This window comes from Mucilaginibacter metallidurans (assembly GCF_003286435.2).
GTDB classification, from domain to species: Bacteria; Bacteroidota; Bacteroidia; order Sphingobacteriales; family Sphingobacteriaceae; genus Mucilaginibacter; species Mucilaginibacter gossypii.
Map to the genome: position 1 here is coordinate 4817432 of NZ_CP043449.1, position 24903 is coordinate 4842334.

Here is a 24903-nt window from a genome sequence, read left to right on the forward strand (position 1 = left end):
GCAAAGTCATTCGCACGCTGCGGGCTTTACACTTCCATCCCTAACGCGGCCCCGCACAGGCCCGCAATTACCAACCAAACTGTAAGCAGGACAAGCGTTGTCCATACCCTCCGACAAAGAATCAACAAAATGGATACCCCATTTTGTTACGGCTTAATAATCCGCCAGTACTATCAGCTTATCACAAATAGGCGTAATCCTTTCTTTACCATTCAAAAAACCAAGCCCCACTACAAAGGAAAAACCGGCAACTATACCGCCCATTTCCTTAATAAGTTCGCTGGCTGCAGTCACCGTACCACCGGTAGCCAGCAAGTCGTCATGTAATAATATATGCTGACCCGGTTCAAAGGCATCTGTGTGTAATTCAATAGTAGCGGTACCGTACTCCAGCTTATAAGCTTTTTGTTTTATAGTGAAAGGCAGCTTACCCGCTTTACGCACGGGTACAAACGGCACCCCTAATTTGGTTGCCAGTGTGAGCCCAAACAGGAAGCCCCTGCTTTCGATACCGGCCACCGCGTCAATACGGGTTCCCTGCAATTGCTCAACAAAAGCATCGATGATGCTTTCGCATAATCCGGGGTCTTTCAGTATGGGCGTGATATCTTTAAAAATAATTCCCGGTTTCGGAAAATCGGGAATATCCCTTATGGCTGCTTTAATTTGCTGGGCTATCATTTGAAAACTAAATAAGGTCCAATTTTACGCAAAATTCCGTCATTAAGTATTGCAATATTTTTCAGGTCATTCAGGGCACTATAGTTGCCGTGCTCATCGCGGTAAGCTACAATAGCATCCATTTGTTTGTAGCTGAGATAGGGAAAGCGCTTAAGCTCATTAAAAGTAGCTGTGTTAATATTCACTTTAATAATATGCCTACCATCAACAGCAATATCAACCTTGATCTGGTTATACTTCTCTTCGTCAATGCCATAAACCTCCTTCAACTGTTCTTTATTGTAAAACCCGCCTATCCGCTCCCGGTAATGGACAATACGTCGGGCAAATGCGGGGCCTATTCCCCTGATCATGGTAAGCCTCGCCGAATCAGCTGTGTTGATCTCTATCACTTCGCCTGGTTTGGCTTTATTTGTGTGATAAGCAGGGCCATCGGGCAGGATAATATAGGGCTCAAGAAGTTTATACTCCGCCGGGCTGATGCTGTACATTTTTTTTACATCGCCTTTAGTTAAAAACCTCCCGCCCTTTTCTTCATAATGCTTAATTACCTGTGCCTGGTGCTCAGTAAGACCAAGTTTTACCCAACCTGCAAGGGGTAAGTTATTGGGATTAAATTGAAAGAGATTGACGGGCAAAGTCGTTTCATTAGCCGTAGAAGTATTCTCATCAGCTATAATGCTGCCTGTTTTATCGGTTTCGGTTATCGCTTTATCAAAAGCCTTAAAATTTATTATATTATCTTTGTGGTTTGCCTGAAACAAATAAGGGGTCAGCAAAACCATTGCAATTAAAATAATCAACACTACCATTCCGTTCCACTCTTTTTTTGTGACAGACAGGTAGTTTTTAATTTGCGGCCTCATTTATGATATGTTCCAGGCGTTAAATTAAATAAAAATTTAGGATATTTATTTGTTAAAACATACTGCTATTAAAAACAATGAAAGTTATAACCACCGAAGAGTTTGCCAAAGCCACCAAACTGGATAAGTTGAAAATGCCGGGCCTGGCCGCTTTATTGATGGAACTAATGAAAATAAACCAGGTTAACGACCTGTTTGCCCAGGCACAGCCCAAGCAAGGCCCCGACTTTGTTGATGCCATATTAGAAGGTTGTGGTATTGATGTTGAGTTTGATGAACGTGAGCTGCGCAACATCCCTAAAGACGGGGCATTTATCGCTATAGCCAATCACCCATACGGTGGTATTGAGGGTATGGTGTTATTAAAAATCCTGTGCATGGCCCGCCCCGATTCAAAACTGATGGCCAACTTCCTGCTTAAAAAAATCCCCAACCTTGCCGACTATTTTATAGCGGTAAACCCTTTTGAAAATGTTGAACATTCATCAAGCATAAGCGGCCTAAAAAACACCCTTGAGCTATTGAAACAGGGCACCCCGATAGGTATTTTCCCCGCTGGCGAGGTATCAACCTTTAAAGTTGAGCAAAAACAGGTGACCGACCGTATGTGGCACCCGGTTGTAGGTAAGATCATTGCTAAAGCCAAAGTGCCGGTGGTTCCTATTTATTTTCATGGTAACAACGGCCTGTTGTTTAATCTGCTCAGCTTATTGCACCCTGCCCTGCGCACAGCCAAGCTACCGTCAGAGTTGTTTAATAAACACGGGCATACCATTAAACTACGGATAGGTAAGCCCATTAACGTAACGGAGATTCCGGAGTATACCAATACCACTAAGCTCCTTAACTTTTTGCGCGCACGTACCTATGCTTTAGGTACCGGCCTGGAAGAGGAAAAAAAAATCTTCAGCCCTCGAAACCTGTTTAAGATCAAACGCGAAGCCGAAGAGGTTTCTCCTGAAATAGATAGTGCCATTCTTGAAAAAGAAATTGAGCCGCTGCGCGAAACCTACAAAGTTTGGACTGAGAAGAACTACGAGGTGTTCATCGTTCCGACGTCAACCATTCCCAATGTGATACGGGAAATAGGCAGACTGCGAGAGATCACTTTCCGCGAGGTTGGTGAAGGTACAAACAAAGCTATCGACCTTGACGAATATGATATTTATTATCATCACCTGTTCATCTGGGATTTTGAAGCCAAACGGATTGTAGGCGCTTACCGCATTGGTTTGGGCGACGAGATATTTTACAGTGTCGGCAAAAAAGGTTTCTACGTAAACGAGCTGTTTAAGCTTAAAACCCAGTTTATACCTGTACTACGCCGCAGCCTTGAACTTGGCCGTTCATGGATCCGCAAGGAATACCAGACCAAACCACTCCCCCTTTTCCTGCTCTGGAAAGGGATCCTGAAATTCCTGATCGATAATCCACGTTACCGCTACCTGATAGGCCCGGTAAGTATCAGCAATTCCTTTTCAAAATTTTCCAAATCACTTATTGTCGATTATATCAACCGTAACCACTTTGACCATGAAATGGCTCAATATGTTAAACCGCGCAAAAAATTCAAGGTTGATTTTGCTAAAATTGATACCGACCTGCTCATGGCCGGTGAAGACAGCTTTAAAGGTCTCGACAACCTGATATCAGAGGTGGAAACCCGGAACATGAAAGTACCGGTATTGCTCCGTCAGTACATTGCCCTAAACGCTAAGATCATCAGCTTCAACATCGACCCTAAATTTGCCGACTGCCTGGACGGTTTCCTGGTACTCGATCTTGAAAAAGTACCGCAGGATATACTGGATAAGCTTGGTAAAAACTTGTAGTAAATCTTCAATCCATAGAAACAGAGAGACACCGGCTGGCCACCTCTTTTTTTATAGCGATATTAAATCATTACCCAAAGCAAAACGCCCCCAATATTTATCGGGGGCGTTTTTATTAACTATATGTTGTTTTACAATTACCAGCTGTAACGTACACCAAACTGCATTTGCCAGCGTGAAGAAAACAAATCAACTGAGTACGGCACACCAGGGTTCTGGAATGTGTAAGTTGGATAAGTGCTTGGCGCATTTGCAAATGAAGGAGTTGTTTTTGGAGATAAACCTACACTTGCAGTTGAGTTATAAGTATTAGCTGAGAAGTAGTAACGGCCCCAGTTTTTGTTTAACAGGTTAGTAAGGTTGATGATGTCATAAGTAAAAGTGATCACCTGTTTATGCTTACCATTACCAAATTTAAAGTCCTGAGTGAAACGGAAGTCAAGGTCGTTATTCCATGGAGTGAACGCACCGTTACGCTCAGTGAATTTACCACGACGGCCGCTCAGATATTTGTTACCGTCAATAAATGCGTCGAATGCTGCTGCTTGCTGAACTGCTGTTTGTCCACCAACAATATCTTCGAAGAATTTAGCTGTCTCACCCCTGTTAGGAATATAAGCCAAGCTAACTTGCTGACCTGTACCATCGATAGCACTTGGATAGAAACCATAAGTATATGGATTACCTGATTGCGCGCTAAAGAAGAAAGTAAAGTTAGCAGTATAGTTATGACCAGCATCCCAATCATGTTTAAAGTTAACGTTTGATACGATGCGATTACGGATATCAAAGTTTGAGTTAGCTAAACCTGGGTTGTTAGGATTTAAAGCTTGGTTAAGCTGCCAGTTTGACTCCATGGAATTACGGATACCATTGGTAACGTCTTTTGAGTGACCGTAAGTATAAGCAACTGAGAAATTCAAGGCGCTTTGTGAATCAAACTGAGTAAATTTACCTACCTGAGCTGTTGTGCTGTAACGGTAACCCTGATTTGTGTTTGATAACAAGTAAGCGTTTGTATATGTAGCATTAACACCTTTATTTACGAAGATTGGCTGTAAATGCTGGGTATCATAAGGATAATAAGTTACCTGATCAGTGGTATTTACTTGTTGGAATTTCAAGTCGTGGATAACTTTGGTATAGATACCTTCAACAGTGAATTTCCATTGGTTATCAGTTGTATAATCAACAGCTAAGCTACTCCTCCATACCTGTGGCATTTTGAAGTTATTATCAATCAGATCGACTTGAGTTTTACCCGCAGATGAGGTATTGAAGTTTTGCTGATTAACAAAATTTAAACCACCATTTGAAGGAGCCTGAACCGGATTAGTACCAGCTACAAAAGGTGTCTTTGATTTTGACGGCTGATTATCATAAGCACCATAAGTGGCACCGTTATTATAAAATGCGTAACCAAACCATGCGAAAGGAACACGGCCAGTAAAGAAACCGCTACCACCACGTAATACAACACTTTGATCGCCAAGTACGTCATAGTTAAATGAAACACGTGGGTTGATCTCGGCATTACCAAGATAGTTTTGTTTAATGTTTTTTGGCAGAGTATAAGTAAACGTGTTACCGTAGTTAGGGTCAACTGTAGCGTTAGTAGTTTTATCGCTCAGTGGTTGTTTGTTCGGTACGTCTGCATAATCCAGGCGTAAAGCTGCAGTTAATTTGAAAGCGTCAGTTATCTGGATTTCATCCTGTGCGTAGAAGCTGAACAAGTTAACTTTAAACTTAGCTGAAGGATTCGCTAAAATATAGTCACGTGTGTTGTTTGTATAGTTAAAGTTAGCACGTACGCGAGAAGGATTGTTATTCACAAAATTCTCGATGCTGCTATAAGATACACGACCGTTCCATGCATTTACGAAGTTATAAGTGATATTATAAAACTCGTTGTGAGTACCAAATGTAAACGTATGTCTTCCTTTTGTAAGGGTTAAGTTATCGGTAAACTCAGCAGTTTTTTGGTGCATATCAAAAATAGCTGCCTCACGGTCGGTACCCATAAATATGGTTGTACCAGGAGTACGGCCGGTGATTTCTATTTGTGGCAATGCAGGATTTGAATTAGGGTCACGATAATCGTGAACAGCAGAGTAGCCTAATACTACGCTATTGCTTAAGTTACCAGAGAACCTTGATTTTAATTCAGCGACAGTAGAAGTTGAGTTGTTGTGTGAAGTATAGTCAATACCGCTGAAACGGAAGTTCTGTTGGTCTCGCTCTAAGTTTGTAGCTTTTGAGCTGATAGTATTATTACGGATGGTTAATTGGTTGTGATCATCAATATTCCAATCCAAGCGGTTAAAGAACTTGTTTGAGTTAGAGAATATCGTAGTGTTGTTGTATGTACCGGGATCAAGGCCGCCCGTAAATGATTTGAATGCGGTAACCAATTTATCACCATCAGCCTGGCTTAAGATATTAGCCGAACCATTGTGATCCAACCCGCGGATAACTGGATCCTGCCTGCGGGCAAGCTCCTCGTTGGTAAAGAAGAATAATTTGTTTTTAATAATAGGAAAACCTAAACGGATACCAGTTTGGTAATCATGAAAATCGGTAAGTTTTGAACCGTCGCCACCTAAGTTTGCAGGCACATTGTTTTTACCAACCATAAATGAACCGCGACCGTAACCATAAACAGCACCGCTAAAATCATTTGTACCGCTACGGGTTACAGCGTTGATACTACCACCTAATACGTTACCAATTTTAATATCGTAAGGAGCAACATAAACCTGGATATCCTGGATAGCGTCGAGAGAGATTGGGCTTGTACGGGTACTGCTACCTACCTGACCTGAAGCATTGGTTTGACCACCTAATGAAGGGCTAAAACCGATCGCGTCGTTGTTGATGGCACCGTCAAGTGTTACGTTATTGTAACGGAAGTTGGTACCCTGGAATGAGTTGTTGTTGCTTTGAGGGGTATTTCTGGTTAAATCCTGTAAGCTGCGGTTAATTGACGGAGCAGTACGGATCTGGTTTTGGCCGATACGGGTACTTGCACCTGTTTTAGCTGGACCAGCAGATGCTTTTACTTTAACTTCCTGCAAGGTTGTCGTTTCATCCTGCAGTATAAAGTTTAAAGTAGCATTACCCAACTGGAGAGTAAGGTCGCTTTTTTCGTCTTTTTTGTAACCGATAAAAGTAGCAGTTACGGTGTAAGGACCACCCGGGTTAATGTTATTAACCGAGAAACGGCCCTCGCCGTTGGTTTGTGCACCATACCTGGTACCTGTGCTGGTATTAAGTACAGTAATGGTTACACCCGGAAGAGTGGTACCTTTTTGATCTGTAACTTTACCGGTAAGTACCGAGGTGGTGATCTGAGCGTTTGCAACGCCCCCAACCCCAATAATTATTAGTGTTAAAATAATAAAGTAGAGCTTTTTCATTTGTGAATTTTTATTGCACAAAATTGCCCTACCAATGTTAATTCTACATTAACATCAGATTATTATATTAACAACTACTTAATGATTTCTTTTCTACCTGATACAGGCCTCTGAAAACCAATAAAAAAATACTGATTATCAATAAAATACAAATAAATACCCCAAAGTATTAAGCTTCTATATATCGCCTATAGGAGATAAATTACACAATTATGTTCGTCACAGCTAAAAAATGCCCCTATTATATAGTATTTAAAGGGCAACGGTAACGAGCATTTTAACAAATACTTAATACGCAAATAATTAAAATCATTTTTTGATTCTCAACTTATTGAGCAATTGATTCAGCAAGTATGCGGGCGCTACAGCTAATGATTTAATGTTGAGTCCGTTTGCTGCAAACTGCGGCTCACGGCTATTGCCGATAAGTAACGCGCTTGCAGAGGGAATAAACGCAGAAACACATAATAGCCGCATAACGGGCCCTCCCGTTTGCTGCCAGGTTACAAGCTCCATTATACCGTAACTAAATCCTAATAAAATAAACAGGACGAAGTAAGATATAATTGGCGACAGCTTTAAATAGAAGTAGATGGCAATAGCTATAACAAAGGAAGCCCAGTTAAAATAACCATTGTAGGCTCCTAAAAAGCCTAAATGAGGAAAAGGAATAGCCCAGATCAATCCAAAGAGACTAAATGCCAAAGTTGGAATACAGACATAGTGTATGATTTTGTTAACCCTATCCTGGTGAGCATCTTCATATTCCCTGAAATAACGATCAACAGGGCGTTCATCAATATTTGCAGTAGCTTTAACTGCTGCCTTCTGTTTGTTATTTGCTTTTGCTGCCACGCTGTAAAAATAAAAAACCCCTTCGGTTTTGTGCCGAAAGGGTTTCGTTTAATTTTATAATGATTACTTGGCAAATGCTACCGAACGGGTTTCCCTGATAACGGTAACTTTAATTTGACCAGGATAAGTCATTTCTGTCTGGATCCGGTTTGAAATATCAGCAGCCAAAACTTCTGATTGCGCGTCGCTGATCTTTTCGCTCTCTACTACAACACGTAACTCACGGCCGGCCTGTATAGCAAACGTTTTTTCGACACCCGGATATGACAATGCCAGCTCTTCCAGTTCTTTCAAACGTTTAATGTAGCTTTCAACAACCTCGCGGCGTGCACCAGGACGTGCGCCTGATATAGCATCACAAGCCTGGATTATCGGCGATAACATTGAGGTCATCTCAATTTCATCATGATGGGCACCTATAGCATTGCAAACTTCAGGATGTTCCTTGTATTTTTCGGCCAGTTGCATACCCAAAATAGCGTGAGGCAGTTCAGGATTATCATCAGGTACTTTACCAATATCATGAAGTAAGCCCGCACGTTTCGCCATTTTAACGTTCAAGCCAAGTTCGGCAGCCATGGTAGCACAGAAGTTGGCAACCTCACGTGAGTGCTGTAACAGGTTTTGCCCATAGGATGACCGGTAACGCATACGACCAACCATCCGGATCAGTTCGGGGTGTAAACCATGGATACCCAAGTCAATCACGGTACGTTCACCTATTTCAACAATTTCTTCTTCTATTTGCTTTTTGGTTTTGGCAACTACCTCTTCAATACGTGCCGGGTGGATACGTCCGTCGGTAACCAAACGGTGCATCGCCAAACGGGCTATCTCGCGCCTTACCGGATCAAAACCCGAAAGGATGATAGCCTCGGGGGTATCGTCAACAATGATTTCAATACCTGTTGCAGCTTCAAGTGCACGGATATTACGCCCTTCACGGCCAATGATCCGTCCCTTGATCTCGTCATTTTCAATATTGAAAATAGACACTGTATTCTCAATCGCACTTTCGGTAGCAGTACGCTGAATAGTTTGGATAACTATTTTCTTAGCCTCTTTAGTAGCAGTAAGCTTAGCCTCGTCAACAATATCCTTGATCTGGATCATCGCTTTGGTACGGGCTTCCTCGCGCAGGGTATCAACCAATTGGTTCTTGGCATCATCGGCTGATAGGCCGGCGATAGTTTCCAACTGTTGAATGTGCTGATTTTTAAGGTGCTCTACCTCGTCTTGCTTTTTAACAACTATCTCGGTTTGTTTTTCAAGATTTTTGCGGGTGTTATCAAGTTCGCTCTCCTTGCGGTTAACATTTTCCAGGCGCTGATTTAATGATTGCTCTTTTTGCTTAACACTATTTTCGCGCTGGTTAACAGCATTGTTTTTATTGTTTACTTCCTGTTCATGTTCAGCTTTCATTTGTAAAAACTTCTCTTTGGCTTCAAGCAGTTTGTTTTTCTTTAGGATCTCGGCATTATTTTCAGCGTCTTTTAAGATCTTTTTCACTTTATTCTGAGCCGATGTTTCCTGGTCTTTAAAAAGCTTTAATAATAGGAAGCGACCTATGAGCACGCCAATGATGGCGCCTGCCAGCAGGCCGATGATGACGTATAGTAATATGTCCATTTTAGGTTTGGTGGTGTTATATATGTATGTAAATAAAAAAACCGCAACTAATTTTTAAGTATCATGTATTTAAAACCTCATTCCGGATATTGGGGACCATGGGTTGGTTAACGTTAATCGCAACTAACGCATGCCTCTTGATCCGCTTAATATTGAAGCGTTAAGTTTTTAATAGTGAAACCTAAAATTTAACTGCGGTTAAATCTTAATGTGCTCTTGTATATTTATGTAAAGAACGTTTATTACTTCGAAAAAAATTCGGTCAACAAATGATCTAAATGATAAACTTTTTCAGTCACCTCTGTATCCTCAACGGTAACTTTCTTTTCTGCCTTCAATGATGATGTTGCGTAATGCAGCACACACATTGAAAGTAAATCCTGCTTATCCCTAACCGCATAATTTTCCTGATATTCTTTTATCCGGTCGTTGATCAGCTTAGCCGCCCTGCGTATTATTTCTTCTTCCTCCATGTTAACCTTTAAGGGGTAAACACGGTCAGCAATATTTATTTTTATTGAGATTTCTCCCATTTGAGCTTTTCACTTTTTGTACTATTTTTTCAATAATACAATACACTTATCTATTTCCTGCACAAAGTCGTTAATTTTTTGCTTAATGTCAACACTTTTTTCATTTGTTTCAGAAAAAGACTTGGCAACTTTAACAACTTTTAATTTTTCTTCCAGTTCTTTTGTCTTGGCCTTACTGGCGTTAAGAGCTACCGTAAGTGCCTCACTTTCCAGTTTTAAAAGGTCATTTTCCTCCTGCAAAGCAGCGCACAGTTCAATCAGGCGCTCGGTTTTATCTACAATTTTATTTAACTGCTCTGCTAATGAAGGCATCTTCAATTACTGAATTATTGATTTATTGAATTACTGAATTTTAATTTCTAAATCCGAAATCGAAATTCCGAAATCCGAAATTACTTCCTGATCTCCGCTCCGGCTTCTTTTCCTAAATTATAAATTAATTTCTGCATAATAGAATCAATTGCCTTATCCGTTAATGTTTTTTCAATGTCCTGGATGATAAAGCTTAAAGCATATGACTTTTTACCCGCAGGCAGCTTATCACCCTGGTAAACATCAAACACATCAACTTCCTTTAGCAATTTACGCTCGGTACGCTGGGCAATTTGCTTTAACTGGCCAAATGATATGCTTTGGTCTATTAACATAGAAAGATCGCGCCTTACTGCCGGGAATTTTGAAACCTCCTGGTAAACGATTTTATTTTTACGGATAGCTGCCAGCACAAGGTCGAAATTAAAATCAGCATGAAATACCTCTTTGTCAACATCCGCCTTTTTTAAAGAAGCTGCAGCTACGGACCCAAATTTCACCAATTGCTTACCATTTAACATGTATTGAATGCCAAACGACATTTTTTTACACGTTGCATCCTCAACTGTAAAGTTGCTGATGCTCAGGCGCTGCAAAATACCATCAACCACAGCCTTGATATTATAGAATGATACAGGCTTGGATTTCTGGTTCCATTGTTCGGCAGTATTAGCCCCGGTGATGAAAATACTGAAACGTTGTGTTTCGATGTACTTATCATTTTCCAGCTTGTATACCTTACCAAACTCGTAAAATTTCAAATCCGGGCTACGGCGGTTCTGATTATAGGTTATGGCTTCCAAACCAGAGTACAGCAACGTTTGGCGCATTACATCCAGATCGCTGCTCAGTGGGTTCAGAATCTTAACAGCAGTATCCAGGTTATCTGAATAAGCGGATTTGGTAAGCGAGTTGGCCAGGATCTCGTTAAAACCATTTGCGCTGAGCAAATCAGATAACTGATTTTGAACAGTATCTTTCTCCGGACGAATGGAGTTATTTAGAGATGCCCTGATCTGTGTAGGGATCTCGATGTTGTTATAACCATAGATCCTCAGGATCTCTTCAACCACATCCACATCGCGGGTAACATCCACACGATATGGAGGCACTTGTAACGATAATGAATCCGCAGTTTCATTCACTATCTTAATATCAAGCGCCGTGATAATACCTTTGATCTCATCATGGCCAATCTTTTTACCAATCAGCTTATCAATGGTATTATAGGTGATTTCCACAGCAAACGGCGCAACCGGGGCTGGGTAATGATCAGAAATCTCTGACGACACCTCGCCACCCGCTACCTGCTGAATCAACAATGCCGCACGTTTCAAAGCAAAAACGGTCATGTCCGGATCGGTACCACGCTCAAACCTGAATGAAGCATCAGTTTTTAAACCATGCCTTTTTGAAGTTTTACGAACAGATACGGAATTGAAATAAGCACTCTCCAGAAAAATATTTTTAGTTGATTCTTTAACACCTGATTTAGCACCGCCAAATACACCTGCTATGCACATTGGCTCTTCGGCATTGCCAATCATCAGGTCATCGGCAGATAGTTTCCTGTCAACATCATCCAAAGTTTTAAATATAGTGCCTTCAGCATAGTTTTTCACCAACACTTTACCACCGGCTATTTCATCGGCATCAAAAGCATGTAAGGGCTGGCCAAGCTCGTGCAGTACATAGTTGGTAACGTCCACAATGTTATTGATAGCACGCACGCCAATAACAGCCAAACGCTCCTTTAGCCATTGTGGCGATTCCTTAACATCAACACCGCTGATGGTTAAGCCAGAATAACGCGGTGAAGCCTGTTCATTCTCTACAATAACCTTAATAGTACGACTGGTATTATCAACTTTAAATGTACTTACATCGGGCTTATTGATACCAATTTTCAGGAAAGCGGCAATATCCCTTGCCGTACCCAAATGCGAAGCCGCGTCGGCACGGTTAGGGGTTAAGCCTATCTCGTACATGTAATCGTCGTTCAGCTTAAAGTACTCTTTAACAGGAGTGCCTACAGGCGCGTCCTCCGGCAATACCATAATACCAGCGTGGCTGGATCCTAAACCTATCTCATCCTCAGCACAGATCATCCCGTGAGATTCTTCGCCTCTGATCTTTGATTTTTTGATAGCAAAAGGCTCGCCGCCGGTTGGGTAAACAGTAGAGCCTACCACAGCAACCACCACTTTTTGCCCAGCAGCTACGTTAGCAGCGCCGCAAACAATCTGCAGGTCTTCCGCACCGCCTACATCAACTTTGGTAACATGCAGGTGATCAGAATTGGCATGATCAACACACTCCTTTACATAGCCTATCACCAGGCCTTCCAGCCCGCCGGGAACAGCTTGTACTTTCTCCAGGCTTTCAACCTCCAAACCGGTACCGGTAAGGATGATGGAAATTTCCTGGGGCGTTTTATCAGTATCAATAAATTCTTTAAGCCAGTTATAAGATATTTTCATTATTCCGAAATGATAATCGGCAAAGATACGATTTAGGCTGAAAGGTTAAAGGCGAAAGGTAAAAGGTATTTTATTTAAAAATTGATCCAATTTGAAGATTTGAAAATGTTAGGTCAATTTCAAATCGCCTCATTTTCAAATCTTCAAATCAAAACTACATCAACCCTTCATCGGCCAAACTTAAGTAGCCGGCATCGGTAATGATTAAATGATCAAACACACCCATGTCCAGCATCCGGCCGGCGGCGCTTATTTTTTTGGTGAGCTGGATGTCTTCGTTACTGGGTTTCAGATTACCCGATGGGTGGTTATGCACCAGTATGAGGCCGCTGGCCTGGTATTGCAGGGCTGAATAAAAGATGATCTTCGGGTCGCATACCGTAGCCGACAAACCTCCTTTACTGATCAGCTCCTTCCCTAATACTTTGTTGGAACGGTTTAATAGTATGATCCAGAATTCCTCGTGGTTCAGGTCCATCAAATGACGGCGCATAATATTGTAACCATCCCTGCTTGACGTGATCACCTCAATGACACCCGATTCAAATTCATTACGGCGGCGACCGATCTCCAGCGCGGCAATAATAGATATAGCTTTGGCTTCTCCTATCCCTTTAAACTTGGATAGTTCGGCTATGGAAGCCTTACCAAGCTTGTTCAGGTCGTTATCATAATGGCGCAGGATGCGTTTACTCAGTTCAACCGCACTTTCGGTGCGGCTGCCCGAGCCGATAAGGATGGCGATCAGCTCGGCGTCGGTAAGGGCGCGGCGCCCTTGCCCGCTAAGTTTTTCACGCGGGCGGTCTTCCTCAGCCCATGATTTAATACTGATCTTGCTTTCGTAGTTTTCCACGGCATTAAAGTATGAAAAAGCGCCAAACAAAAAAAGGGACAGCGTTGGTACACTATCCCCTTCGGTATATTTTAAAAGCTGAGATTAGCTTAAGCCGTTAACAAATTTAGTAAGCTTTGATTTATTGTTCGAAGCTTTGTTTTTGTGAATAACGTTCTTTTTAGCTAAACGATCAAGCATTGAAATCACTTTACCCAACAGTGCAGAAGCATCAGCTTTGGTAGTAGTGTTTCTTAATTTCTTAATAGCGTTCCTGGTTGTTTTAGCCTGGTACCTGTTGCGCAGACGCTTCGCAGCATTTGCCCTGATTCTTTTTAATGATGATTTATGATTTGCCATCTCGTATAGCTTGTTATTCTTTTCTACTTATTTTAAGGACTGCAAATATAGGGCGATTAAATTTAATATGCAAGTGGTTTTTTGATTTATATTTTAGTGTGATTAGATTGATAATGTGAATGATTACCTGAACCCTTTGGGCTTGCAGACCTGCCAAATTAACAACCTGTTAACCCCGCATTCACGAAGTGTTCATGCAACACAATGATTTTTGCTGCGTTACTATTAATTAAAACTATTGCGTTTATGGTTACCAACAGCACCACCAGGTTCAGCAACCGGGTTGAAGATTATGTAAAATACCGTCCCGGCTACCCCGACGAACTTGTTAAGTTTTTACATGACGCTTACGGCTTAACACAGGATAAGCTCATTGCCGATATTGGTGCAGGTACAGGGATCTCCACCGCATTGTTCCTGAAAAAAGGCTACCGGGTAATTGCCATTGAACCAAATTTGGAGATGCGCGAAAAAGCTATCGAGTTACTCGGTTCATATAACGGCTTTATCCCCCGAAACGGCACTGCAGAAAATACCGGCATCGAGAGTAATAGCATTAATGCTATTATAGCCGGACAGGCTTTTCACTGGTTTGATGCCGTAAAAACCTGTGCTGAATTTAAAAGGATCCTGAAACCGGATGGCATTGTTGCCCTCATCTGGAATGAGAGAAAAACAACCTCAGTCTTTGAACAGGAATACGATAAACTCATCGTAAAACATGGCCGCGATTACGTAAAGATTGATCACCGCAATATCGATACCGAACATATCGCTGCTTTCTTTAAGCCGCAACCCGTTCGCCTGGAAATATTCGCCAATAAACAGGTATTTGATTTTGAAGGATTAAAAGGCAGGCTGCTGTCATCATCGTACATGCCTGCACGTGGCGATGAGGGGTACGAGCCAATGATCAACGATTTACAAGCACTTTTTGATAAATTTCAGCAGGATGGCGTTATCGTTATTAATTACGACACGAAGGTTTATTCGGGGAAACTGTAAGATCAACATTATTTCGTATCGGTGAAACAATTGCACGCGGGTATTATCTAATAAGCAAACACAATGGCTTATTAATACTACTTAATGATGATATACTGGATCACTATTATAATACTGCTGCCTTTTATATTTATTTTAATAAGCCATTTAAAAAGCAAAGCCCAACAAAAAAAGAAACTTACCGAAATAAAAGAACGCTGGGGCAAACCCATAATTACAGGCAGAAATTTCAAACCGATCAGCACCTACCTTACAGCTTATGGCGGCTCAAGCGGGATCTCTGTCGATACGGCCACCGACCTTGACATCGACAGCGTATTTGAATTTATTGACCGTACCAATTCAAAACCCGGGCAACAATATCTATATAAGAAATTACACTCCCCGCAAATTTCAGAAGAGTATTTTGAAACGCTTGAACAACGGATCGGCAATGTCACCGCCAATAAAGAATTGAGAGAGGCGGCCGAGCTTAAATTATCTGAGTTAGGGAACAATGATGCTTACTACTTACCGGAGCTTTTTAAGAAACCGCATCATTCCATATTTCCGGCAATTGGCAATTTTTATATCAGCATAGCGCCGTTTTTGATCATTGGAGTTGCATTTAGCCTTTTTATTGTTCCTAACCAGTTTATGCTCTTGCTATTGCTGGTATTAATGATAGCCAATGTAATTATTCATTACAGTAATAAAACCCAGATGCTGAACTACACACATTCGTTACCGCAGCTGTTGGTTTTATTCAAGGTATCAAACTGGCTTAAGAACCACACCCTACTCAGGGATGATGTACACACTCGCTTCAGTATGGTTAATATGAGCAAACTTAAAAAGTCGTTAAATTATATTACCCTGCAAAACAAAGCCGCTATTGACCCTACCGATATTTACTACCTGGTTACCGAATGGTTAAAAATGTTCCTGCTTATTGAGCCGCTGGTATTTATAAAATCCATTACCAAGGTAAACAAATACCTTAGTGACATTAAAGTTGTTTATGAAGCGGTGGCTGAGGTTGATGTCGCTATTTCCATCCAATCGGTACGTGATGGCGCGGCTCATTATTGCAAACCTCAACTTACAACCGGCAATACCCATATCATTATTAAAAATCTTTATCACCCGCTTATTGAAAACTGCGTGTCAAATTCTATTGCTATAGATAATACACAAGGTATTTTGGTAACAGGTTCCAACATGTCGGGTAAAACCACTTTTATCAGGGCTATTGCTATAAATGCTTTGCTATCGCAAACCATTAACACCAGTTTTGCTACAGTATACCAAGCTCCTCCGCTCAAAATATTTACCAGCATTGATATGACCGACGATTTGGGCGATAATAAAAGCTATTTCCAGGCCGAAGCTTTAGCCGTTAAAAATATAGTGGCACAAACCATTGCCAGCAAACCCATAAACAGCCTCGTAATCATTGATGAAATTTTCAGGGGTACAAATACCATTGAACGGATAGCCGCCGCGAAAGCCGTACTAAGCTATTTTATCCGCAATCAAAGCTTCGTTTTTGTGTCTACACACGATCTGGAATTGGCCGAATTACTGGGCAGCGATTACAAAGTTTTCTCTTTTGAGGAAGTGATTGGTGATGACCGCTTGGTATTTGATTATAAAATTAAAGAGGGATTGCTCAAAAACCGAAATGGCATCGCTGTTTTAAAAGGCGTCGGTTTCCCGGAGAGTATTATTGATGAAGCCAATAAGGTAAGCAGCCAATTAAGGGAGAAGTATAATTTAAAACTCCCCCTTTAATTGCATCTTTGCCTCATGAACCGCCGCATAATTTTAAGCATAACTGGTACCTGTTTAATCATGTTATGCTCATCATGGGGATTCTTTGCACATTATCGTATTAACCGGCTGGCAGTTTTCTCGCTACCGAAGGCCATGTCTGGTTTTTACAGGTCCAATATCGATTATATAACCGAACATGCCGTAAGTGCCGACAAACGCCGCTATGTTGACTCATCAGAAGCGCCACGCCATTTCTTTGATGCTGACCGTTATGGCAAAAAACCCTTTGAGGCTATGCCTAAAAAATGGAAGGATGCCGTTGCCAAATACTCAAAAGATACCATGGTTAAATACGGCATTGTTCCCTGGACCATTCAGTACCAGTATTACAGGCTGGTACGGGCTTTCAAAGCCCATGATACAACGGCTATCCTCAATGCATCTGCTTATTTAGGGCATTATATTGCCGATGCGCACGTACCGCTGCACCTAACCCAAAACTACAACGGCCAGCTTACGGGGCAAACCGGCATCCATGCCCTTTGGGAAAGCCGCCTGCCTGAGTTATTTGCCGATCATTATAATTACTACGTTGGCAAGGCCCGGTATATTGAAAACCCGTTGAACGAAGCATTCCGTATATGCAAGGCTAGTTACAAAACCGTTGATACCGTTTTACGTTTTGAGCGCCTCCTGAACAAAACCTACCCGCAGGACAAAAAGTACGCGTTGGTACAGCATGGAAAAAAGCAAATTACCGATTACTCCGTGGCCTATAGCCTGACCTATCACAAAATGCTGAAGGGGATGGTGGCAAGGCAAATGCGGGCATCTATTCTTTCCGTAGGTAGTTTCTGGTACTCGGCCTGGGTTGATGCAGGGCAGCCGGACCTGAGCAAGCTTATCGCACAGCCTTTAAGCATCGAACAAAAGGCAAAGCTTCGGCAAGAAGAAATGCTTTACCGATCAGGCAAAGCATTAATAATAAAATAGTTAACGATCAAACCCGGCAACCTTCCCCTGCCTTCTTTATATTCTCCGCATCAGCTCCACGAAAACAGCGAAAGGGCTAACACCGGTTATCACCTTTCTTATCTGAAACAATCGTAAAATGGCAGCATAATCAATCATTAGAAATTGCTGCCTCATCTGCTTCATTTCCCGGTATCATGGTATTTATACGCAATTTTTCCATTAGGTATTTATACGCTATTACCCGGTTTACAACCCTCCTAACTTAGTTAAATCAATCAGGAAGTTGATTTGACCTCCCCTTTTAGCCACAAGCCCTAAACCTAATAGAGAATTAAATAAACAGGAGGCCATATCGAGTGACTGGCGTTTTATATCACTGAATATTTACATCTATAAACTATCATCTTATGGCAAATTTAACTTTAGCACCACGATGGGCATCAAGTGTGCTGCAACTCGGAAACACCGCTTATGTAGATTGCGGTACACCAACCGTACTAAACAATTTAACCTCCTTTACCCTGGAGGCCTGGGTAAACGTGTCGAGCCTGAACGGATTTCAATCCGTAGTTGGCAATGTTGACAATGCGGTTGGCGGACAATACCAATTATTTCTTGAATCAGGTTATGTTTACGCCTATGTAGGCATCGCACCGTATCTGATCAAATCGACTTTACCCATCACTGTCGACGAATGGCACCACCTGGCCTCTGTATTTGATGGTACAACTTCCAGTTTATCGCTTTATGTTGATGGCGTGGCTGTTGCGCAAAGCACCTTTTCGGGAACGCTGCCTGCAAGCGGTACCAATATGCTGCTGGGGGCTGTAATGCAGCAGAGTAGCCCGATCTGGTACCTACAGGGCCAGCTTGGAAGGATTATGATCTGGAACAGCGTGCGTGATGCTGAGGATATCCTAAATGATTCGGTACAGGTAAATAATTATAGCGCTGTCCAAAATCCCAACCTTATATTTTACAGCGACTTTTCGGAAATGCCGGGGGTAGACAGTTCCGGAAATAATATAGCCCTTAATTTCAAAAACAATGTACAATACGCGTTCAATGTTCCATCTGTTGTACTGGGAGCGGATGGTTATGTTGATTGCGGCTCCTTTCCCGAATACAGCATTCCCGGAAACGCACCTTACACCATTGAAGGCTGGTTCTTCCCGGGCAGCAGCAGCAACGGTATCCTGTTAAGTTACGGTTTGAACGGCGCATGGGAATACAAAGTAAGCTATCAAAACAACCAGGTTATAGGCCAGCGTAACAGCGACAGTATTTCTTTAGCATCAGCAGCCTCGGTTTTGCCGCTAAGCTATTATCATTTTGCACTAAGTTATGATAGCGATGTTAAAGCCCTTAGCTTGTACGTAAACGGTAACCTTCAGGCTATCGATTATTTTCCTTCGCCGGTTACCGCGGTTCCAAACGGGCATGTACTCGTAGGCGCCCAATACGATTCGAACGGAAATATCATCGACAACTTCGGCGGTTCTATCCAAAACCTGCGCATCTGGAATGTATGTTTGGAACAATCAGAAATTGTTCAATGGATGTACAATGACGTGATAACCGATAACCGTTTAATTTCAAATTTTGATTTCACCGTTAACCCACCGATAGATACAACCGACAAATCAACCCTTGAACTGGATAATGGTGCCGTGCAGCAGCTCCAAACCGTAAACGTTTTAACCACTGAGCAGATTGCGCTTTTGGGCATCCCACAATCCATCAACGCTATTTATCTCAATCAAAACGTGGAAACTCCTGTACCGCCACCTACAGACATACTATTTGCCAGCCAGCCCAAAGTTTTTACCGAAGATCATAAAGAGGAAAGCTGGTCACAATTTAAAGATTGGTTCGGCAGTAAAAACGGAGGCCCGGCAACAGAAGGCTTTCGCCAGCAGTTTGATAACGCTTATGAAAAAGCCCGGCAAATGTTTGACGAAAATGCCAACCTGTCCCGCGTTTTTACCCGCACCGATACCAATGGAATAACCCGTATTATTTACCATGGTGTAAAAGCAGATATGCTTGTTTACGAAGGGGCTATAGGCGCCGAATCAGACTGTACGCTCTGGTGGATCCAATTCATCTTTGCGCTTACTGTAGGTTTCCTTCAGGCTGTGGGGCTGGCACCTACCACCGGCAATATCGCCACGCGTATTTATAACCTGCTCCGTGCAAACCAAACAGTAATGAACGCCATGAGCTCGATGGCCGGAAAAGCAATCAGCGCCACAGCCGCCATTGGTTTTGTAGGTGTAGTATATCAGCAGGGCTTAATGTGGACCATTATCAAATTTGTGCTGACATCCGCAGGATGGTATGCCTTATTCTGGATCCTTCGTAAAGTAATAGCCATAGTAACGGGCCTGGAAGCAGCCGCCATACTTGCCGGCTTTATTGTATGGGCTACTCAGCTTACCATACTTTCACTTAAATACAATACCGCATGCGGTCAGCTTCTCCAATCAACTAATGTTTCACCTTCTTTTAATTCATAAAGCCATGCCAACTTCAACACCTGTTGTCGCTATACCTGTGGTAGACACTTCATATAGCATGACATCTTCAAATTATGTCGCAATCACAGTCATCGATACCAAAGCTTTCCTGAACAATGCGCTCCCGGGCGATTATATTGGCGTTGCTTCTTATGACGTTAACGGAAGAGTAACCTACAATCTGACACTGGTTGACCAAAACCTTACCGTACCGGTTACAGCAGCTGCAGCTGTACAAAACCTAAGTTTCACCGGAAGCTGCACCAATATGGGCGGAGGGCTTCAAACCGCTGTAAATATGCTTTCAAGTGCTCCTGCCGGTGTAAATAAAGGCCTGGTGCTGCTTTCTGACGGTTATCAAAACTGCGGCACCAATCCCCTGCCATTACCTGCCGGCACCCCTCCCGTATATTCATGTGCAATGGGGCCGGCGTCTGACCAAAACTTAATGCAGCAAATTGCAACCCAGAGCGGCGGTCAGTATTATTATGCCCCCTATGTTTTCAACATGATGCAAATTTACAACCAGATCAGGGCACAAACTCCTGCTGCACAATTACTTGCAAACGGATACAAGGTAGCCCAGGCCTATGATTACCTGCTGATTCCGGCCACCGTATCCGCAGGCAACGACCTTGGACAGTTTTCGGTTGTATGGAGTGATCCTAATTATACGTTCACAAACGGCCAGCCCGGACTTAATCAATTAAGTGTAACACTTGTAACGCCGGCCGGCGTGGTAATTACACCAATGCCTACCTTACAGGGAGGGGCCTATGTAGTATTTAACATTCCTAACCCGGCGGTAGGCCTATGGTATATCCAGATCATGTATGGTGGTACAACCCCGCAGGGCCTGACAGGCGGTGCCTTTGAATATGCACCTTCAGGCAATGCCGCTCCGCTTCAGCTTACAGTTGATGCACCCTCTGTTGTGCGCAAAGGACAGCCTATTACTTATCACGCACATTTAACGGATGATGGAAAGCCGATAACCGGACAACAAATACGTGCTTTGGTTACCCGTCCCAAACTAAGTCAGCATAGTGCAATTAAAGCTTATGCATCGGACCTTAAAAATATAAAGCTGCCTGAAGAAACAATGGACACTATACAACATCCCGATTTGGCGAAGCTCGATCTGCTTTACAGGCAGCGGCTGACGGAGGAGGACCTTTTGCCGCACATAAAGGGCGGGAGTATCCTGTCAGCGGCAAAGCAAGGTGGATACGCCGGTACTATACATGAAACGCACGAGGCCGGAAGTTACACCGTAGAACTGGAAGTAACCGGATTTTCAGATAAATCCAAAACGCCTTTTTCCAGAAGTCGTCGCTTTAATGTAGTGGTTACCGATGGCGATTGAATAAACCACCATCCTGTTTAATAAACAAAAAGCCTGTGCCGGGAATTATATCCTGCACAGGCTTTTGATATTTGAAATATTGAAAAAGCTTTTTATTGCCCCTCAGAAACCTTGGCGCTACGGCCTTTTATAGCGGCAAAGATGGGCGGCAATATCGAGATGAGGATGATGATTACCCCTACCAGCGAAAAGTTTTTAGCTATCACCGGTACCTGCCCTAATTTGTAACCCGCAAACAGGAACACAATGATCCATGATGCACCGCCGACGATGTTATAAAGGCTATACTTTAAAAAAGGCATCCTGCCAACACCGGCCACAAAAGGTGCGATAGTGCGGATAATAGGCATAAAACGGCTAAAAATCACCGCCTTGCCGCCATGTTTATCAAAAAAAGCTTTGGTTTTAAGATAGTATTCGAGCTTGAGGATCTTATTTTCCTCTTTAAAAACTTTAGGGCCTAAATAGTTGCCTAAAAGATAATTCACCGTATTACCGATAAAGGCAGCGGCAATTAATATGATGCCCAGCAGCCAGATATCCAAACCCGAACTACCACCGGCTATTAACGCGCCAGCTGCAAACAGCAGTGAATCGCCGGGTAAAAAAGGAGTTACTACAAAACCTGTTTCGGCAAATATGATCAGGAAAAGGATCAGATAAGTCCATCCCTGGTAAGCGCTGGTTATTTGTACCAGGTGCTTGTCAATATGCAGTATAAAGTCGATTATGCTTTTTATTACTTCCACAGGCTAAAATTTTGCCCAAAAATATAAATATTAAACAAAACGCAGCTACTGAAGTGTCTTACTAAGCAGATTATTAGTAAGTACCCCCGCGCCAAAGGCTAATGAGTCGGCGCTGCCAACAATACCTTTGGTATAAATGGTGTAGGCGCGGCCGTCCTGTATAGTTACATTTTGCAGGGTTGTTTCTATTGTCGTGGGCGTTCGGGTCGTAGTAATGGTAAAGTTATAATTACCGGCAGTAAGTTCAACGTATTTAGATACCTTGTTAAAGGTAGTACCTCTAACCACAAGGGTGTCATTAGCCCGCAGATCCAGGGCTGAGGTATTGGGTGAAGTATGCACAAACCTTACTTTTCCTTTACCTATGGCTGGCAAACCGGTACTATCAGATAGTATAAATGAACTAACAAACGAACTATCCTTTCTGAAGCCGGTTATAAACATCGTGTATTTCCTGTTGGCTTTAAGCGTAGTATCAAATTGCAGCAAAATAACCGGCGCCGCGGTAGCTGTACGTAACTGTAACGGCGGTTCAAGTGTTGAAAGGTAAAAATATCCCGAACTGTTTGGATAAGTATAGGTAGTGGTATTATACCTGATAAAATGCTGATAAAGGTATACCGGCTGGATATCGGGACTTAAATTGACGATTTGAAACTGGGTATTGAGGCCTACTGATGATGCATTGCCCCCCTTACCGCACGAAGAAACAGCGCAGATGAAAAGTCCGCATAGCACAACTATAAAAAACGAAACCAGTACCTTGCTTTTATTTTTATTAGCCATTAATGTAATTATTGATTGATGAACAGGCCGGTTGCCAGGCCTGTGCTTTTATTACCAAAACCGTAGTAGGTATACACCTTTCCTCCTACAAGCTGCACTGTATCCCTTACAATAGTGCCCGAAAACGCCGCCGAATGCAGCGCCATATTGTGCTCTCCGGGCGTTACCAAATAAAACGTCGAGGTACCTTTAAAAGCAAGGTCCTTTACCTTTTCGGTATCTAAGGCAGCAGTTGTACCTTCAAAATGCACGCTTATATTCCCGGCATCCGGCGAAGCATTTACAAACCTGATTTTAGCAGATGGTACCTTATTTGTATCTGCAGCTATGATGTCGGTAGTTTTAAAAACCTGATCTGTTGAATTGCCGGCTATGTAAAATGAATACACCGAATCCTTACTTAAGGTTAGGGGTAGGCTAAACAGCGGATTGGGATTATTAGGCCCATCCAACTTAACCGAATAATTTTGTGTACCCGCTTTAACAGTAATATATCCAAGCGTACCTCCCGGATAAAAAGTTGTTGTATTGTTTACCCTTGTGCCATTAAGATAAACGTTAACATTGTTGAAAGTAGCATTAATAACATTTAACGATGATGTTGACGAATCAACCACATCGGGTTTATCGTTGTTTTTTTTGCACGATGCAAAGCAACCTGCCGCGGCTATCAACAATAAAACTTTAACCTTTATATTCATATACAATTATAAGCTATAACTGCTTACTGTAATTTTTGGTATTGGGTGTTGAACAAAAAAAGTCCGGTTTTATGTTACCGGACTTAGTTTTGGATTTATAATTTAAGTTTACACTTAAGCATAGCTATTGAGCATCACCGGCATAACCAGCATCAGCACATCTTCATTCTCATCTCCGCCTTGTGGCAGCAACAAGCCGGCACGGTTTGGAGTTGACATTTCCAAAGATACTTCTTCGCAACTTAAATTCTTCAACATTTCTATTAAAAATCTTGCATTGAAGCCAATTTCCATGTCTTCGCCCTCATATTGGCAGCTTAAACGCTCGTGGGCCTCGTTAGCAAAGTCAATATCTTCTGACGAAATATTTAACTCGCTGCCATTTATTTTAAGCCTTACCTGGTGCGTGGTTTTGTTAGCATAAATAGCCACACGGTTTAACGAACCCAGGAAAGTAAGCCTGTCGATATTTAATTTATTAGGATTATTTTGAGGAATAACCGCCTCGTAATCAGGGTAACGCTCGTCAATTAAACGACACACCAGGTTAATATTGCCAAACTTGAAGAAAGCACTGGTGGAATTATACTCAACAGATACATTTACATCATCGCTTGGTAATGATGATTTAAGCAGGGTTAAAGCTTTTTTAGGCAGTATGAATGATGTAGTGCTTGCAGCCTTTGCATCTTTACGGCGGTAACGAACCAGCTTGTGCGCATCGGTAGCAACAAATGTAAGTGCCGATGTTGTAAGCTGACAGTAAACACCTGTCATAGCCGGGCGCAATTCGTCATTACTTACCGCGAAAATGGTTTTGTTGATAGCTTCGGCTAAAACTGAAGCAGGCAGGTTTACCGATGAAGCGTTTTCAACAACAGGGATCTTTGGAAAATCCTCGCCGTTTTCGCCGCTCAGTTTGTATTTACCATCGCCGGCATTAATTTCAATGGCGAAGGTCTTATCATCAACCGAAAAAGCAACAGGCTGCTCCGGTAATGATTTCAGGGTCTCTAACAATATACGCGACGGGATTGCAATCCTGCCGTTCTCTTTAGCCTCAACTGGCAAAGAGGTGGTCATGCTGGTTTGCAGGTCGGTAGCAGAAATGGTCAAGTTCCCATCCTTTATCTCGAACAAAAAGTTTTCCAGTATCGGCAGCACAGTACTGCTGCTTAACGCACCACTTACTGATTGCAGTTGTTTGAGTAATGTTGAGGTAGAAACAATAAATCTCATATGGTTGTAATT

Annotated in this window: 20 protein-coding genes; 6 read left to right on the forward strand and 14 right to left on the reverse strand. The window is 42.3% G+C overall.

The window, feature by feature from the left end:
* Window positions 1-153 precede the first annotated feature (153 nt).
* Both DIU38_RS20325 and DIU38_RS20330 read right to left on the reverse strand, forming a co-directional pair.
* A complete protein-coding gene (locus DIU38_RS20325) occupies window positions 154-681 on the reverse strand; it encodes an adenine phosphoribosyltransferase (protein ID WP_112653321.1) in 528 nt (175 codons plus the stop codon).
* Window positions 678-1547, reverse strand: coding sequence for a helix-hairpin-helix domain-containing protein (locus DIU38_RS20330; RefSeq protein WP_112653322.1), 870 nt, complete (start codon window positions 1545-1547; stop codon window positions 678-680). Before DIU38_RS20330 ends, DIU38_RS20325 begins: the two co-directional genes overlap by 4 nt.
* A gap of 77 nt (window positions 1548-1624) precedes the next feature.
* Here DIU38_RS20330 and DIU38_RS20335 point away from each other — a divergent pair, with 77 nt between their 5' ends.
* Window positions 1625-3379 (forward strand): lysophospholipid acyltransferase family protein, encoded by a 1755-nt coding sequence (locus DIU38_RS20335; protein ID WP_112653323.1) that lies wholly within the window; start codon window positions 1625-1627, stop codon window positions 3377-3379.
* A 137-nt stretch (window positions 3380-3516) separates the two neighbouring features.
* Here the strand turns inward: DIU38_RS20335 and DIU38_RS20340 are convergent, their stop codons facing one another.
* The 8 genes from DIU38_RS20340 to rpsT form a co-directional block, all read right to left on the reverse strand.
* Complete coding sequence (locus DIU38_RS20340; RefSeq protein WP_112653324.1) at window positions 3517-6795, reverse strand: TonB-dependent receptor; 3279 nt, start codon at window positions 6793-6795, stop codon at window positions 3517-3519.
* A 309-nt stretch (window positions 6796-7104) separates the two neighbouring features.
* Window positions 7105-7650, reverse strand: coding sequence for an Mpo1-like protein (locus DIU38_RS20345; RefSeq protein WP_112653325.1), 546 nt, complete (start codon window positions 7648-7650; stop codon window positions 7105-7107).
* Between the two features lie 63 nt (window positions 7651-7713).
* Entirely contained in the window at window positions 7714-9279 is a 1566-nt protein-coding gene (rny, locus tag DIU38_RS20350) for a ribonuclease Y (protein WP_091173692.1), read from the reverse strand.
* Window positions 9280-9521: 242 nt separating this feature from the next.
* Complete coding sequence (locus DIU38_RS20355; protein WP_090529762.1) at window positions 9522-9812, reverse strand: cell division protein ZapA; 291 nt, start codon at window positions 9810-9812, stop codon at window positions 9522-9524.
* A 21-nt stretch (window positions 9813-9833) separates the two neighbouring features.
* Complete coding sequence (locus DIU38_RS20360; RefSeq protein WP_091173696.1) at window positions 9834-10124, reverse strand: hypothetical protein; 291 nt, start codon at window positions 10122-10124, stop codon at window positions 9834-9836.
* A gap of 80 nt (window positions 10125-10204) precedes the next feature.
* Entirely contained in the window at window positions 10205-12604 is a 2400-nt protein-coding gene (gene pheT / locus DIU38_RS20365) for a phenylalanine--tRNA ligase subunit beta (protein ID WP_112653326.1), read from the reverse strand.
* Window positions 12605-12758: 154 nt separating this feature from the next.
* Complete coding sequence (gene radC, locus DIU38_RS20370) at window positions 12759-13457, reverse strand: RadC family protein (protein WP_112653327.1); 699 nt, start codon at window positions 13455-13457, stop codon at window positions 12759-12761.
* An 84-nt stretch (window positions 13458-13541) separates the two neighbouring features.
* Entirely contained in the window at window positions 13542-13796 is a 255-nt protein-coding gene (gene rpsT / locus DIU38_RS20375; protein WP_090529771.1) for a 30S ribosomal protein S20, read from the reverse strand.
* 246 nt (window positions 13797-14042) lie between these two features.
* Between rpsT and DIU38_RS20380 the strand changes: the two genes are divergently transcribed.
* From DIU38_RS20380 to DIU38_RS20400, 5 genes are all read left to right on the forward strand, one after another.
* Window positions 14043-14801 carry a class I SAM-dependent methyltransferase gene (locus DIU38_RS20380; RefSeq protein ID WP_112653328.1) on the forward strand — a complete coding sequence of 253 codons (759 nt, stop codon included), beginning with the start codon at window positions 14043-14045 and terminating at the stop codon, window positions 14799-14801.
* Between the two features lie 84 nt (window positions 14802-14885).
* Window positions 14886-16574, forward strand: coding sequence for a MutS-related protein (locus DIU38_RS20385; RefSeq protein ID WP_112653329.1), 1689 nt, complete (start codon window positions 14886-14888; stop codon window positions 16572-16574).
* Window positions 16575-16589: 15 nt separating this feature from the next.
* Complete coding sequence (locus tag DIU38_RS20390; protein WP_243770908.1) at window positions 16590-17549, forward strand: zinc dependent phospholipase C family protein; 960 nt, start codon at window positions 16590-16592, stop codon at window positions 17547-17549.
* Between the two features lie 389 nt (window positions 17550-17938).
* Complete coding sequence (locus DIU38_RS20395) at window positions 17939-20050, forward strand: LamG domain-containing protein (protein WP_112653330.1); 2112 nt, start codon at window positions 17939-17941, stop codon at window positions 20048-20050.
* A 4-nt stretch (window positions 20051-20054) separates the two neighbouring features.
* The gene (locus DIU38_RS20400) at window positions 20055-21416 is read left to right on the forward strand and encodes a vWA domain-containing protein (protein WP_167516235.1); all 1362 of its coding nucleotides are present in this window, start codon (window positions 20055-20057) and stop codon (window positions 21414-21416) included.
* Window positions 21417-21508: 92 nt separating this feature from the next.
* Here the strand turns inward: DIU38_RS20400 and DIU38_RS20405 are convergent, their stop codons facing one another.
* The 4 genes from DIU38_RS20405 to dnaN all read right to left on the reverse strand — a co-directional run bounded on the left by DIU38_RS20405 (window position 21509) and on the right by dnaN (window position 24891).
* Complete coding sequence (locus DIU38_RS20405) at window positions 21509-22165, reverse strand: DedA family protein (RefSeq protein WP_091173721.1); 657 nt, start codon at window positions 22163-22165, stop codon at window positions 21509-21511.
* Between the two features lie 45 nt (window positions 22166-22210).
* Window positions 22211-22951 (reverse strand): DUF4397 domain-containing protein, encoded by a 741-nt coding sequence (locus DIU38_RS20410; RefSeq protein WP_091173724.1) that lies wholly within the window; start codon window positions 22949-22951, stop codon window positions 22211-22213.
* Between the two features lie 8 nt (window positions 22952-22959).
* Window positions 22960-23652, reverse strand: coding sequence for a DUF4397 domain-containing protein (locus tag DIU38_RS20415; RefSeq protein ID WP_112653332.1), 693 nt, complete (start codon window positions 23650-23652; stop codon window positions 22960-22962).
* A 114-nt stretch (window positions 23653-23766) separates the two neighbouring features.
* On the reverse strand, window positions 23767-24891 hold the full coding sequence (gene dnaN, locus DIU38_RS20420; protein ID WP_090529793.1) for a DNA polymerase III subunit beta: 1125 nt from the start codon (window positions 24889-24891) through the stop codon (window positions 23767-23769).
* Between the last annotated feature and the right edge of the window lie 12 nt (window positions 24892-24903).

Excerpts from the sequence above, each read along its gene's own strand:
- DIU38_RS20340 (WP_112653324.1), bottom strand. The coding sequence starts at position 6,795 with ATGAAAAAGCTCTACTTTATTATTTTAACACTAATAATTATTGGGGTT.
- DIU38_RS20385 (WP_112653329.1), top strand. The coding sequence starts at position 14,886 with ATGATGATATACTGGATCACTATTATAATACTGCTGCCTTTTATATTT.
- DIU38_RS20330 (WP_112653322.1), bottom strand. The coding sequence starts at position 1,547 with ATGAGGCCGCAAATTAAAAACTACCTGTCTGTCACAAAAAAAGAGTGG.
- DIU38_RS20395 (WP_112653330.1), top strand. The coding sequence starts at position 17,939 with ATGGCAAATTTAACTTTAGCACCACGATGGGCATCAAGTGTGCTGCAA.
- dnaN (WP_090529793.1), bottom strand. The coding sequence starts at position 24,891 with ATGAGATTTATTGTTTCTACCTCAACATTACTCAAACAACTGCAATCA.
- DIU38_RS20360 (WP_091173696.1), bottom strand. The coding sequence starts at position 10,124 with ATGCCTTCATTAGCAGAGCAGTTAAATAAAATTGTAGATAAAACCGAG.
- DIU38_RS20335 (WP_112653323.1), top strand. The coding sequence starts at position 1,625 with ATGAAAGTTATAACCACCGAAGAGTTTGCCAAAGCCACCAAACTGGAT.
- pheT (WP_112653326.1), bottom strand. The coding sequence starts at position 12,604 with ATGAAAATATCTTATAACTGGCTTAAAGAATTTATTGATACTGATAAA.
- DIU38_RS20390 (WP_243770908.1), top strand. The coding sequence starts at position 16,590 with ATGAACCGCCGCATAATTTTAAGCATAACTGGTACCTGTTTAATCATG.
- rny (WP_091173692.1), bottom strand. The coding sequence starts at position 9,279 with ATGGACATATTACTATACGTCATCATCGGCCTGCTGGCAGGCGCCATC.
- rpsT (WP_090529771.1), bottom strand. The coding sequence starts at position 13,796 with ATGGCAAATCATAAATCATCATTAAAAAGAATCAGGGCAAATGCTGCG.
- DIU38_RS20415 (WP_112653332.1), bottom strand. The coding sequence starts at position 23,652 with ATGAATATAAAGGTTAAAGTTTTATTGTTGATAGCCGCGGCAGGTTGC.
- DIU38_RS20380 (WP_112653328.1), top strand. The coding sequence starts at position 14,043 with ATGGTTACCAACAGCACCACCAGGTTCAGCAACCGGGTTGAAGATTAT.
- DIU38_RS20410 (WP_091173724.1), bottom strand. The coding sequence starts at position 22,951 with ATGGCTAATAAAAATAAAAGCAAGGTACTGGTTTCGTTTTTTATAGTT.
- DIU38_RS20325 (WP_112653321.1), bottom strand. The coding sequence starts at position 681 with ATGATAGCCCAGCAAATTAAAGCAGCCATAAGGGATATTCCCGATTTT.
- DIU38_RS20400 (WP_167516235.1), top strand. The coding sequence starts at position 20,055 with ATGCCAACTTCAACACCTGTTGTCGCTATACCTGTGGTAGACACTTCA.
- DIU38_RS20355 (WP_090529762.1), bottom strand. The coding sequence starts at position 9,812 with ATGGGAGAAATCTCAATAAAAATAAATATTGCTGACCGTGTTTACCCC.